Source organism: Streptomyces niveus (assembly GCF_001723055.1).
Classification (GTDB): Bacteria; Actinomycetota; Actinomycetes; order Streptomycetales; family Streptomycetaceae; genus Streptomyces; species Streptomyces niveus.
Genome location: NZ_MDCR01000203.1, coordinates 1 through 12,820 on the forward strand (window position 1 = coordinate 1; position 12,820 = coordinate 12,820).

10 protein-coding genes and 1 tRNA gene are annotated in these 12,820 nt (G+C 73.4%); 6 read left to right on the top strand and 5 right to left on the bottom strand.

The window, feature by feature from the left end; translation table 11 throughout:
- Window positions 1–641: MFS transporter (locus BHU15_RS40295; RefSeq protein WP_368483215.1), on the top strand; the 641-nt coding region annotated here is incomplete at its 5' end.
- Here the strand turns inward: BHU15_RS40295 and BHU15_RS23435 are convergent.
- Both BHU15_RS23435 and BHU15_RS23440 read right to left on the bottom strand, forming a co-directional pair.
- On the bottom strand, window positions 627–1,814 hold the full coding sequence (locus BHU15_RS23435; protein ID WP_069629010.1) for a hypothetical protein: 1,188 nt from the start codon (window positions 1,812–1,814) through the stop codon (window positions 627–629). The genes BHU15_RS40295 and BHU15_RS23435 overlap by 15 nt on opposite strands.
- Window positions 1,811–2,770 (bottom strand): 5-dehydro-4-deoxyglucarate dehydratase, encoded by a 960-nt coding sequence (locus BHU15_RS23440; protein ID WP_069629011.1) that lies wholly within the window; start codon window positions 2,768–2,770, stop codon window positions 1,811–1,813. Before BHU15_RS23440 ends, BHU15_RS23435 begins: the two co-directional genes overlap by 4 nt.
- A 241-nt stretch (window positions 2,771–3,011) precedes the next feature.
- Between BHU15_RS23440 and BHU15_RS23445 the strand changes: the two genes are divergently transcribed.
- On the top strand, window positions 3,012–3,836 hold the full coding sequence (locus tag BHU15_RS23445) for an NAD-dependent epimerase/dehydratase family protein (RefSeq protein ID WP_069629012.1): 825 nt from the start codon (window positions 3,012–3,014) through the stop codon (window positions 3,834–3,836).
- Window positions 3,837–3,900: 64 nt separating this feature from the next.
- Window positions 3,901–5,169: a TerD family protein gene (locus BHU15_RS23450; protein ID WP_171908431.1), complete on the top strand. Its 1,269-nt coding sequence runs from the start codon at window positions 3,901–3,903 to the stop codon at window positions 5,167–5,169.
- Between the two features lie 71 nt (window positions 5,170–5,240).
- Here the strand turns inward: BHU15_RS23450 and BHU15_RS23455 are convergent, their stop codons facing one another.
- The 3 genes from BHU15_RS23455 to BHU15_RS40300 all read right to left on the bottom strand — a co-directional run bounded on the left by BHU15_RS23455 (window position 5,241) and on the right by BHU15_RS40300 (window position 7,327).
- Window positions 5,241–5,468 carry a hypothetical protein gene (locus BHU15_RS23455; protein ID WP_037784015.1) on the bottom strand — a complete coding sequence of 76 codons (228 nt, stop codon included), beginning with the start codon at window positions 5,466–5,468 and terminating at the stop codon, window positions 5,241–5,243.
- 115 nt (window positions 5,469–5,583) lie between these two features.
- Window positions 5,584–7,164: a TROVE domain-containing protein gene (locus BHU15_RS23460; RefSeq protein ID WP_069629014.1), complete on the bottom strand. Its 1,581-nt coding sequence runs from the start codon at window positions 7,162–7,164 to the stop codon at window positions 5,584–5,586.
- Between the two features lie 93 nt (window positions 7,165–7,257).
- A tRNA-Lys gene (locus BHU15_RS40300) sits at window positions 7,258–7,327 on the bottom strand.
- A 178-nt stretch (window positions 7,328–7,505) separates the two neighbouring features.
- Between BHU15_RS40300 and BHU15_RS23465 the strand changes: the two genes are divergently transcribed.
- From BHU15_RS23465 to BHU15_RS23475, 3 genes are all read left to right on the top strand, one after another.
- Complete coding sequence (locus BHU15_RS23465) at window positions 7,506–9,803, top strand: protein kinase domain-containing protein (RefSeq protein ID WP_069629015.1); 2,298 nt, start codon at window positions 7,506–7,508, stop codon at window positions 9,801–9,803.
- Complete coding sequence (locus BHU15_RS23470) at window positions 9,800–12,088, top strand: protein kinase domain-containing protein (protein ID WP_069629016.1); 2,289 nt, start codon at window positions 9,800–9,802, stop codon at window positions 12,086–12,088. The genes BHU15_RS23465 and BHU15_RS23470 overlap by 4 nt, the downstream gene beginning before the upstream one ends.
- Window positions 12,089–12,142: 54 nt before the next feature.
- Window positions 12,143–12,820 (top strand): SDR family NAD(P)-dependent oxidoreductase (locus BHU15_RS23475; protein ID WP_079128327.1); only part of this gene is annotated, 678 nt, incomplete at its 3' end.

The window sequence follows — 12,820 nt, forward strand, 5'->3', positions numbered from 1 at the left end:
GGGAGGAGAAGCCGGCGCCCGACCGTACGGGCGGCTGGTGGTCGCGCACGGCGGAGGGCGCGCGGGTGCTGCGGCAGTCGCCGGTCCTGCGCCCGCTCGTCCTGGCGGGGTCCCTGACGATGCTGCTCGCGGGGCTCAACGGAGCCGCGATCTACGCGGTGGTCGACAAGGGCCTCGGACACGCCCCTACGTACGTAGGTCTGCTCTACGCCCTCCAGGGCGTGGGATCGATCGCCGTCGGGCTGCTGGCGGGCCCGCTGATGCGCAGGATCCCGGAGCGGCTGTTCGCCGCCGGTGGCATCGCGCTGTTCGCCGCCGCCGTGGGACTGCGGGCGCTGCCGTACGACGCGGTGGTGCTGGCGAGCGCGGTGGCGGCCGGGATCGGGCTGCCGTGCGTGCTGATCGTCGCGCTGACGGCGGTGCAGCGCGAGACGCCGGACGCCGTGCTCGGGCGGACCGCGGCCACCGCCAACACCCTGATCTATGTGCCGAACGCGGTGTCCCTCGCGCTCGGCGCGGGACTGATCGCGTTCGTCGACATCACGGTGCTGCTGCCGCTCACCGGGGTGATCGGTCTGCTGACGGCGGCCGGCCTCGCCTTCTACGGAGGCGTGCCCCGCGTGGCCTCAGCCGAGGCGTGAGAGCGCGGCGGCGACGGCGGCCAGGTCCGGGTCCGACGCCAGGCCCGCGTGGTACAGCCGCAGTTCTGTCGCGCCGAGCGAGCGCGCCTGCGCGGCGTCGTCGGCGAGGGTGCCGGGGCTGCCGCCCATGCCCGTCACCACGGTGAAGTTGGCGGCCAGCACGGCGGACTCGGGGCGGTGCGCGGCGAACGGTGTCAGCATCGCGCGCGCCGCGCCGCCGGTGCACGGCACGACGACCCCGTCGGCGGTGCCGAGGATGTGCGCGGGGTCGACCCCGGCGTTGGCCCCCGTGCGATGGGGGTGGGGGTCGGCGTGCAGGAGAACCTGGAAGCCGGGGCCCGCCTGCGCCCGTACGGCGGCGACGGTGTCCTCCTGGAGCGTACGGGCGGTCCGCACCCGCCAGTTGAGGGTGGCGGACGCCAGGTCGGCGCCCAGCAGCCGCTCGACGGCGGGCCACCCCTGCTCGGGTCCGCCGGGGTCCTCGGCGCCGTTCCAGACGGGCTCCAGGGCGCGCCTGACGGCGGCGGTCAGCTCGTCGGCGTCCAGACCGAGCGACATGTATCCGGCGCGGCACACGGAGCAGAAGCAGAGCGACATCAGGTACTGCGCGGCCTCGCCGAGCGGGACGCCGCCGATCTTGTCGTGGGCGTGCAGGTGAGCGAGCCCGTACCAGCCGAGGGATTCCAGTTCGGTGCCGGCGGCGCCGGGCCGTACGGCGGCTTCGGCGGCCAGCGACGTCACATAGGTACGGACGGCCGGACGCGCGACGCAGGGCGCCCAGGGGTAGCGGTCGCCGTAGGCGTTCACCACGGAGGTGTCCGGATGTTCGGCGCCCAGGCGGGAGTTGTGCGCGAGGACGACCCAGGTGTGGACGTCGAGTCCGGCGTCGGCGAGCGCGGCGGCGGCCTCGCCGTAGGCGTCGCCGGGGGCCCAGTCCCCGGCGGCGTACGGGCGCAGCTCGGCGTCCGCCCAGCGGGCCTCGTCCAACGGGTGGAGCACGGCGGCGTGTTCGGCCGTGACGACGCGGTGGCGCGGGTGGCGCGGGGTGAGGGCGCGGGTGGAGTGGTAGGCGGAGGCGAGGGTCACCTGCCGGACGCCGAGATCGGCGACCCGCGCGGGCGCGTCGGGGTCGCCCACGACGTCCCAGGGGTAGAGGAAGGCGGAGGTCTTCACGCGTCCGCCCCCGGCTCCGCGTCGCCGAGCAGCGCGTAGCCGCGTTCGATGATCTCGGTGAGTTCCTTGATGTGCGCGGGCTGCGGTTCGCTCAGGGGTGTGCGTACCTCGCCGACGTCGTGGCCGCGCAGTCGGACGCCCGCCTTGACGAGCGAGACGGCGTATCCGCGCCCCTGGGCGCGCAGTTCGACCAGCGGCCGGTAGAAGCCGTCGATGAGCCGGTTCACGGTTGTGTCGTCGCCGGAGGTGAGGGCGCGGTGGAAGGCGAGGGCGATCTCGGGCGCGAAGGCGAAGACGGCGGAGGAGTAGAGGCTGATGCCGATGCCCCGGTAGGCGAGGCCGGTGAGTTCGGCGGTGGGCAGGCCGTTGAAGTAGAGGAAGTCGCGGTCGGGCTCCCGCGTCCGTACGGCGCTGAGGATGCGCTGCATCAGGTCGAGGTCGCCGTGGCCGTCCTTGAGGCCGATGATGCCGTCCACCTTGGCGAGTTCGACGACGGTCTCGGGGGTGAAGAGGGCGTTGTCGCGCTGGTAGACGATGATCTCCAGGGCCGTGGCGGCGGCGAGCGCCGCGTAGTGGCGCAGCAGGCCGTCCTGGTCGGCGACGACCAGGTAGGGCGGCATGGCGAGCAGTCCGTCGGCGCCGGCGGCCTCGGCGATCTCCGCGTACCGGACGGCGATTGCCGTACCGTAACCGGCGGCTGCCACGACGGGGACCTCCCCCGCGGTCTCCTCGACGGCCGCGCGTACGCAGTCTCCGAACTCCTCCGGGGTGAGCGCGTGGAACTCGCCCGTGCCGCAGCAGGCGAAGACCGCGGCGGCGCCCGCGTCGACGCCGCCGCGGATGTGCGCGCGGAACGCGTCGAGGTCGAGGGCGCCGTCCGGGCCGTACGCGGTGACGGGGAAGAACAACGGCCCGGCGACTCGGGTGAGGCGGGCGGCGAGCGGGGCTGAGGTCACTGGCGCTCCCTGGGCCGTGCGGCGAGCGCTCACGCTCGTGCACAATTCTGATCGGCGTCCATATTTCTGAACAGCGCCACGCTAGGGCAGCCGTGCGGCGCCGGTCAAGACGGAAAGCCGCAACCCAGGAGCGGATTGACGGCCTCCGCGCGACACTTGACGGTGACGGCGACGCTCCTTAGCGTGTCCATACATGTGAATCTCATCCACGAACTTGTCCCCTCCGAGGAGAGCCACGCCCATGCCCCAACCGCGAACCGTCCTTCTCACCGGCGCAGCGGGCGGCCTCGGCACCCTGATGCGTGGCCTGCTGCCCGCGTACGGGTACGAGCTCCGGCTCTTCGACGCCACTCCCATAGAAGGCGAGCCGGACGCGATCACGGCCGACCTCGGCGACAAGCACGCGCTGCGTGAGGCCGTCCGGGGCGTCGACGCGATCATCCATCTCGCCGGAATCTCGCTGGAGGCGTCGTTCGACAAGATCCTGCGGGCCAACATCGAGGGGACGTACAACCTCTACGAGGCGGCGCGCGAGGAGGGCACCGGGCGCGTGGTCTTCGCGTCCAGCAACCACGCCGTCGGCTTCACACCACGGCCGCACGGCACCTATCCGCTCGACTCGCAGGCGCTGATCCCGATCGGGACCCCCCGCCGCCCCGACACGTTCTACGGCCTCTCCAAGTGCTTCGGCGAGGATCTGGCCCAGCTCTACTGGGACACGCACGGGCTGGAGACCGTCTCCGTACGGATCGGGTCGTGCTTCATGGAGCCGACCTCCGTACGGATGCTGTCGGTCTGGATGAGCCCCGGCGACGGCGCGCGGCTCTTCCACGCCGCGCTCACGGCCGAGGACGTCCGGCACACCGTCGTCTACGGCTCGTCCGCCAACACCCGCCTGTGGTGGGACCTTTCGACGGCGCGCGCGCTCGGCTACGAGCCGAGGGACGACTCCGAGCAGTACGCGGACAAACTCGTCGCCGAACAGGGCGAACTGGACCCGGAGAACCCCGACCACGCCAACCTGGGCGGCCACTTCTGCACCCACCCGCCGCAGTGGCCGTACTGACCCGTACGGGCGAGGGGCGGGAGGGTAAGGGAACGGCAAAGAGGGGTCGTTCGTTACGTCTGGCATGACAGCTATGACCCCTGGCTCGAACATCCCTCTCTCCGCCACCCGCGTGGCGGTGGACGTCGCCGCCCCGGTGCGGCTCGACGTGTCGGGCCTGCTGCTCACCGCCGACGGCAAGGTGCGCTCCGACGACGACTTCATCTTCTACAACCAGCCGACGGGCCCGGGGGTGACCTACCGGTCCGGCGGCGGTACGGCTCCGGACGCGATCGTGGTGGACACGTCCGCCGTCCCCGCCGGCATCGAGAAGATCGTCGTCACCGCCAGCCCCGACGCCGCGGGCCAGAGCTTCCAGGGCATCGAGCCCACCGCGACCATCCGTAACGCCGACGACGGCAGCGCGCTCGCCACCTTCACCCCGCCGAACCTGGGTGCGGAGACCGCCCTGGTGGTCGTGGAGGTCTATCTGCGCAACGGCGCCTGGAAGGTCCGCGCGGTCGGTCAGGGGTACGCGAACGGCCTGTCGGGCATCGCCACCGACTTCGGTGTCTCCGTCGAGGAGCCCGCCGCGCCCGCCGCCGCCCCCCAGGCACCGCAGGCACCCATGGCGCCGCCGGCCCCGGTGCCGCCCTCCGCGCCGGTCCCGCCGTCGGCCCCGACGCCCTCGCTCGCCGACCCCCGGGTCGCGGCCCCGGTCACCCCGTCCGCCCCTGTCCCGCCGTCCGCTCCGCCGGCTCCCACCGCGGGCGCCGGGAAGATCAATCTCGACAAGGGCCGCGTCAACCTCCAGAAGAACCAGACGGTGTCGCTCGTCAAGGGCGGCGCCCCGCTGCTGACCCAGGTCAAGATGGGCCTGGGCTGGGAGCCCGCCTTCCGCGGCAAGGACATCGACCTCGACGCCTCCGTGATCGCCTACGGGCCGAACCGCAACCATCTGGAGAGCTGCTACTTCGGCAAGCTGTCCATCCTCGGCGGCTCGATCAAGCACTCCGGCGACAACCTGACGGGTGAGGGTGCCGGGGACGACGAGACGATCGTGGTCGACCTCGGCCGGCTGCCGGCCGAGGCCACGGGCCTGGTCTTCACGGTCAACTCGTTCACCGGCCAGAAGTTCAACGAGGTCGCGAAGGCCTACTGCCGGCTGCTCGACGCGCGCACCGGCGAGGAGCTGGTCCGCTTCGACCTGACGGGCGCCGAGCCGCAGACCGGCGTGATCATGGCCAAGCTGATCAAGCAGTTCTCCGGTGAGTGGGAGATGACGGCCGTCGGCGAGTTCGTGAAGTCCCGCACGGTCCGCGGCATGGTCAAGCCCGCGGCCCAGGCCCTCTGAGTACGGCGGGGGACATGCCTGTACGGGCCGCCGCGGTCACGGGGATCGCGGCGGCCCGGGGCCCTGGGTCTTCAGAGCTTGGTCAGTTTGGAGAAAGGGCTCAGGATGCGACCCTGGCGGCCCGAGAAGTCGATGAGCACGGCGTTCTCGCCCTCGACTCCGATGACTCTGCCCAACCCGAACTGATCGTGGGAGACACGGTCTCCCACGTCGAAGTGCTCGGGCGGAGGTGAGGCCGGGCCTTGGCGGTTGAAGGGACTGGACGGCAGGTGGCGCCGGGAACCGGCTGACTTTGTCATTACCTGGAGTATGCGCCCAACGGCCCCCGACGCGCCATGCCCGACGGCCGACGGGCCGCGGGATCACTCGTTCCCCAGTGCCCCCAGGGCCCCCTTCACACCCCCGTGGTGAAGGTCAGCCCGCCCACGGCCAGTCGGCGTCCCGACCCGCCTCCAGCAGCGGAACCACCCGGAACGCGGCGTCCGACAGACCGCCGAACGTGTGCCGGTACCGCGTGCCCGACGGGCCGTGGCCCGCCCGGTATCCCGCCAGATTCCACGTGTAGACCGGAACGCGCTCCGGGACCTGCCGGGTCGGGTCGCCGAAGCCGCTGTACGACGCCTGCTCGTCCGTGACGATCAGCACCCGGTCATGGCCGCGGTAGTGCGCCCGTACCGCCCCCGACGTGTCCGTACCCCCCAGGTCGCCGAAGCGCCCCAGAACCTTCAGCACGGACTCACCGCGGCGGTACCTCACCTTGCCGCTGCTCGTGCCGAACTCCACCAGGTCCGCGTCGGCCGCGCGCATCGCCACCGCCGTACCGAAGATCGCCGCGGCGTCCGCCCGGTTGAGCTGCGAGCGGTCGGACAGCGGAGACCACATCGAGCCCGAGCGGTCGACCAGGATCAGCGTCCGCCCCGGCAGCGCCGGCACGTTGGCCAGCGAGTGGCCGAGCGCCCGCTCCAGCGGGTAGGACCAGCGCAGCGACGGCGCGTGCTGGTACGCGGCGAGATAGCGGAACGGGAACTGCCGCGACCGCGCGACCACCGCCGGGTCCGACAACTGGTCGGCCACCCCGGCCGCCACCGCGTCGCTCACCCCGGCCTCGTCGAAGTTCCGCAGGTTGCGCAGCAGCGCCATCGGCCCCATGGACGGGATGACGGCCTCCCACGCGCCCGCGTCCATCGGCCCCTGGAGCCAGCCCGCCAGCGCCTCCCACGTCATGCCCGCCGCCGCCAGCCGCTCGGCGGCGCCGGGAGCCGTGATCGCCGCGCGCCGCTCGGCGACGGGCAGCTCCATCAGCTCCCGGTGCGCGACAAGCGTGCGGTTCGACGCGGGCGGAACGGCGCTGTCGGGGTGGTGCCGGCGGTCCAGGGCGTAACGGAACAACTCGCCCTGCCACGCCTTCGCCGGGTCGGGCGACGCGTGCACGAGATTGAGAATGTCCCCGAAGCGGTAACCCTTCGACGCGGTGTCGTACTTCAACAGCGACTTTCCGCTGTAGAGCCGTCGTACGGCGTCGGCCGTGCCCCGCTTGACCGGCTTGGGAATGGCGCGACCGTAACGGGACGTCCAATAGCCGAGCATTTCACCGGGCTCATCGGCGCGCAGCAGTACGGAATCGATGACCTGGCGGTTCGACGGGCCCGTGTCGACGCCCTTTTCGAGACGCGCCTTGACATATTCGGCGGCGCCGACGATGGCGGCTGTCCGCATGTTCCCGTCGCGGCGCAGCCAGCCCAGCAGGGCGGCCGTCCACGACGGCTCCTCGACGGCGAGCCGGCGTACGAGCGAGGCGAACCGGTCGTCGCGGTCGTCCCCGGACTCGTAGAACGTCCGCTGGGAAACGAAGTTGGCGACGGCCAGCAGGAACAGCTCGGACTTCGCGTCACGCAGATGTCCGACGCCGCCCTCGTGGGTCCGGGTGTGGGCGCCGGCCGACCGCACCGGCGAGGTGCCGTGGACCAGGGAAAGCCGGTTGTTGAAGCGTGCCATGGGAATTCCCCCGAATTCGATGAGATGTCCAGAGATCAAGGTCGGTGGAACCGACAAGGTGCTCTGCCAACTGAGCTACATCGGCTCGAAAGCCGATGGCAGGACTCGAACCTGCGGCCTCCCCATTAAGAGTGGAAGTAGGTCCCGCCTTCGCACCTGGACGGTTATGACTTTAGGAGAGCGGCCGACGGGCTGCCACGTGTTTTATCGCCGGTTCGCGCGAGGGTGGTACGCCTGTACGGGGCCGGCGGTCCGAGGGCGCCGCAACCTTGGGATGCTCTTTGTGCGTCGCAGTGATCGGCCGTGCGGAGGCGGCGGACGGTTCGTAGGGGGGAGCCACGGTGGAGGAGCTCGGGGGGTACCGGCTGGTCGCGCCGCTCGGCGAGGGCGGGATGGGCCGGGTCCATCTCGGCCGGGCGCCCTCGGGGCGCCTGGTGGCCGTCAAGGCGGTCCACGAACACCTCGCGGCGGACCCGAGGTTCAGGGAGCGGTTCCGGCGCGAGGCGCTCGCCGCCCGCGCCGTGACGGGATCGTTCACGGCCGCCGTGCTGGCCGCCGATCCGGAGGCCGTGCGCCCCTGGCTGGCCACCGAGTTCTGTACGGGCCCCACCCTCACCGGGGCGGTCTCGGCCCTCGGGCCACTGGCTCCGGGCGAACTCGCCGCGCTCGGCGCCGCGCTGACGGAGGCGGTCGCCGCCGTGCACGCCGCGGGCCTGGTCCATCGCGACCTCAAACCGTCGAACGTCGTCCTGACGCGCGACGGCCCGATGGTCATCGACTTCGGTGTCGCACGGACCGCCGCCGACGAGACCCTGACCGGCAGTGGTGAGGTGGTCGGCTCCCCCGGCTTCATCGCGCCCGAACTGCTCACCGGGGCCGGCGAACCCGGCCCGGCCGTCGATGTGTTCGCGCTCGGGGCGCTGCTCACGTACGCGGCGACCGGCCGCCCCCCGTTCGGCACCGGTCCGGTGCACCAGGTGCTGTACCGGACCACGCACGGCCGGGCGGACCTCGACGGGGTGCCGGAGAGATGGCGGGAACTGCTCGGGAGCTGTCTTGCCGAGGACCCCGGCGACCGGCCGGCCGTGGCCGGGGTGCTGGCCGTGTGCGCCGCGTGGACCGAGGGCGCTCCGTGGTGGGAGCGGGAGGCGGTGGCCGGTCTGATCCGCCGCCGCGAGGAGGAGATCGCGGAGCTGGTCGCGAACGCGGAGCGTGCGCCGGCGGCCGGGCCGGCGGCGACGCGGGCCGAGCCGACGCGGGCCGAACCAGCGCGGGCCCAACCGGCAGCCGCCCGCACGCTCGTGCGCGGGGGCAACCGGGGCGCCTCCCGAAGACGGTTCCTGCGCTGGGGCGGGGCGGCCCTCGCCGGTGGCGCGGCGGTCGGCGCGGTCGCCTGGCTCGCCGAACTCACCGGCGACGACGGCCAGGACGACGGAGCGGGTACGGGCGCTGCCGGGTCACCGGGCCCGTACACACTCGGCCGCGCCCTGTGGACCCGCGACATCGGCAAGGCCCAGCCGCTTCGGTACGGCGAGGCGCTGTATCTGCGGGACGAGGACCGGCTGACCCGCCTCGACCCCGGGAGCGGGGCCGTCGCGTGGAGCTACCCGGCCGAGGACATCACCGAAGCCGTGCCGGGCGCCGCACTCGTCCACGTACTGCGCTCCCCCGTCATGTCGTCGACCGAGATCGTCACCCTGGACGCGGCGACCGGCGTCGTGCGGTGGTCGGCCGACCCGGTGGTGCGCAACCCCCACCGCCCGCTGAGACTGCGCGAGACCCCCACCTCCGACCCGGTGATCTCGATCGACGGCGCGAACTCCGCCCTCTCCGTCTCGGCGGACGTCCTCTGCGTCGTCACATACGCCTCGTACTCCACACAGTGGGAGCTGCGCGCCGGGCAGAAGCGCCCCTGGCGCGCCTACGGTTACCACCCGCGCACCGGAGCGCCCCTCTGGTTCCACCAGGGCGCGCGGGCGGAGGTGGAGGGCCTCTACCAGCGCGGCGGCCGGATCGGTGTGGCGTCCACGACCGCGTCGCTCGTCACCGAGGAGAACCGGAGGGACGAGCCGCTCACCGTGCTGCGCGCCGCCGACGGCACGCTCGAACGCGAGATACCGCAGGGCGCGCGGCACCCCGAGTCGTATCTCGGCTCCCGCGACACCCGCTACTACGCGACGGACGGACGGCTCAGCGCCGTCGACCTGGCGACCCGGCGCACGCTGTGGAGCCGGGACCTGGCCGAGGAGGAGACCGACACCACCGTCACGCCCACGGCGCACGCCGGGCTCGTGTACGCGGCCACGTACGGCTCGTTGACGGCGATCGACGCGGACAGCGGGCGAACCCGCTGGAGCCTGACGGACGTCGGCGAGCCGGTGACAAGTCCCCCGCTGGTGTCCGGCGGCCTCGTGTACGGCCTCGGGAGGTCGCCGGACGGCGAGGACACGTCCGACGGCCGCCCCCGCTGGGGCGTGCACGCGCGCGACGCCGCGACGGGCGCGCTGGTGTGGGCCGCCGAGACGGGCGAGGTACGCACGGTGCTCGCCGGGCCGGGCGCCGGTACGCGGACCGGGCTGGTCCATGTGGTGTCGGACGACGGCACACTGTCCACCTTCGCCGCACCGGAGCCGGCATGACCGATCCCCTGCTGCCCGGCGACCCCACCACACTCGGCTCCGTACGGCTGCTCGGCCGCCTCGGCGCCGGTGGGATGGGCCGGGTCTATCTGGGCCGTACGACCGGAGGCCGGCTGGTCGCCGTCAAGACGGTCCACGCGCACCTCGCGGCCGAACCGCACTTCCGCGAGCGGTTCCGGCGCGAGGCCGCCGCCGCGCGCGCCGTGACGGGTGCCCACACGGCGGCGGTGCTCGACGCGGATCCCGCGTCCCCCGTGCCGTGGCTGGCCACCGCCTATCTGCCCGGCGTCACGCTGCGGCGGGCGGTGGCCGCCGCAGGGCCGCTGGACGCGCGCGTCGTACGGTCGCTGGGCGCGGCGCTCGCCGAGGCGCTGACCAGCGTGCACGGGGCGGGACTTGTCCACCGTGACCTCAAACCGTCCAACGTCCTGGTCACGGCCGAGGGGCCGCGCGTCATCGACTTCGGGATCGCGCGTGCGCTCGGGGACCACGGGCTCACCGCGGCCGGGGACGTCGTCGGGACGCCCGGGTTCATCGCGCCGGAACAGATCACCGGCGACTCGCCGGTGACGGTGGCGGCCGACGTGTTCGCGCTGGGCGCGGTCCTCGCCTTCGCCGCCACCGGCCGTAATCCCTTCGGGGACGGGACGGTGGCGATCCTGCTCTACCGGGCCGTGCACGAGGAGCCCGACCTGGCCGATGTGCCCCTGGAAATAAGGGGGTTGGTCGCCGACTGTCTGAACAAGGCGCCGGGGCGACGGCCTTCGGTCGGTGAGGTGCTGGAGCGGACGGCCGATCCGCGGGCGCCGCTGTGGTGGCGCGAGGAGCCGCTGCGGAGCCTGGTCCGGGGCGAGAAGGAGGACCGGCCGCGCGAGCACACGGCGGCGCTTCCTACGAAGGAGGTGACGGCGACGACGGCGGTCGCCCCGGCGCCGCGCCCCGTCCGGGACGCCGAGCGGGCGAGGCGCGTCGAGCGGCGCCGTGAACTGACGCGCCGGGGCGTGCTCGTGGCCGGGGCCACCGGCCTGACGGGCCTGCTCGGTGTCTCCGTCGTACGAGGCTGGGGGAACCCCGGTCCGCGCGGCACGACGAATGGCGCACAACTGACCCTGAAGAAGGGCTCGGCGAAGCCGGGGGCGCTCCGCTGGACCCTCACCGCCGATTCGGGGGACATCGAGGCGCTGCTGCTCTCCGGCGGCACGGTGCTGCTGCACGGCACGCTCTCCTTGGGAGGTGACGGCTACGTCCGTGCCTGCGCCGCCTCCGACGGAGCGCGCCGCTGGGAACTGGCGGCCGGGGTGGGCACGCCGGGTGTGTGGGGCACGGCGGACGGACGGCTGGTGGCGCCGGACGTCGGGCTGCCGATCGTCGACGTCGGCTCGGGGAAGGAACGCGGCACGGCCGACCCGGCGCGCAGCCAGCCGAACCGGTGGGTGGCCGTCGCGGACGGCGCGGCGATCTCCGGTTACGAGGACCAGGAGGAGACGAGGGAGCTGGAGGCCGTCGACCTGCGCACCGGGAAGCGCCGTTGGGCGGTGGAGCTGGGCAGGACGCAGCCACCGGCGGTGCTGGGCCGCACGCTGCTGCTGGCGGCCGAACTCGGGTGGCAGGTGCGCGGGGTCGACACCCGGTCCGCCGAGACGCTGTGGACGTACGAGGGGTTGAAGGACGGCGACGGCCAGTCGCTCGCCAGCGCCGCGCTGCCGGACGCGGGGAACTTCGCCGTACTCGGCACGGAGGGCGAGCTGCACCTCGTCCGCGCCCGTGACGGGGAGCGCGTCGCAGTCGCGGCGGACAGGTACGGCGTGACGCCGGGCGCGACGGCCGTCGGCGCGGCGGGCGGCGCCGGTCTGCTGGTCACGGCGGGCCGGCTGCACGGCTTCGGTCCCGCCGACGCGAAGCCGCTGTGGCCGTCACGCCCCACGCTCGGCGTCGAGACGAGCTGGCGGCGAGGGACGGGCGGAGCGCGCGGTCCGGTCTCGGCGGGCGGTCTGGTGCTGCACTGGTCGAAGGCGGACACCCTGGAGGCGGTCGATCTCCGCTCCGGCGAGGCGCGTTGGGCGCGGCGGCTGACGGGGATCGCGAAGGTGCCGCCGGTCGTGACGGGCGGCACGGTCCACGCGGCGTCGGGAGACATCTGCACCGCCCTGCGCCTCGCCGACGGGACGCCGCTGCGCACGTGGTCGCTGCCTGGCATCATCGACGAGCTCGCGTCCGACGTGTCGGGCTGGTACGGCCGGGTCGGCACGTCGGAGGTACGCGCGTACAACTCCGCGGACGGCTGACGCGTCCGCGTCTTCCCCGCCTTCCCCGCCTTCCCCGTCCGAAGGGTCCGCTCCATGAACTTCCCGCCCACCGGCCGCCGGGTCCTGGTCACCGGCGCCTCGCGAGGACTCGGCCGCGCCGTCTCCCGCGCCTTCGCCGCCAACGGCGACCGCGTCGCCGTCCACTACGGCACCCGTGAGTCCGACGCGCGCGACACCCTGGAGTCCCTCGCCGGTACGGGCCACGCGCTGGTGGGCGGCGACGTGTCGGACCCCGAGGGCGCGGCCCGGATCGCGGACGCGGCGCAGGACGCGCTGGGCGGCATCGACGTGCTGGTGAACAACGCGGCGGTGAACGAACGCCACCCGCTGCCGACGACGTCGTACGAGGAGTGGGCGGCGAGTTGGCAGCGCCACCTCTCGGTGAACCTCCTCGGCACGGCACTGCTCAGCCATCGCGCGGCCCGGTCCATGATCGACCGCGGCACGGGCGGCCGGATCGTCAACATCGGCTCCCGCGGCGCGTTCCGCGGCGAACCGGACCACCCCGCGTACGGCGCCACGAAGGCGGCGGTCCACGCGCTGGGCCAGTCCCTCGCGGTCTCCCTCGCCCCGCACGGCATCGCCGTCGCCACCCGGCCGAACGGGCTCTGTGCGCGGATCGCCTCGCCCTGCGGACCGGTCAGGCGGGCCGACACGCGTTCCGTGTCGAAGAAGCCCGGGGCGACCGACGCGACGGCGATGCCGTGCGGG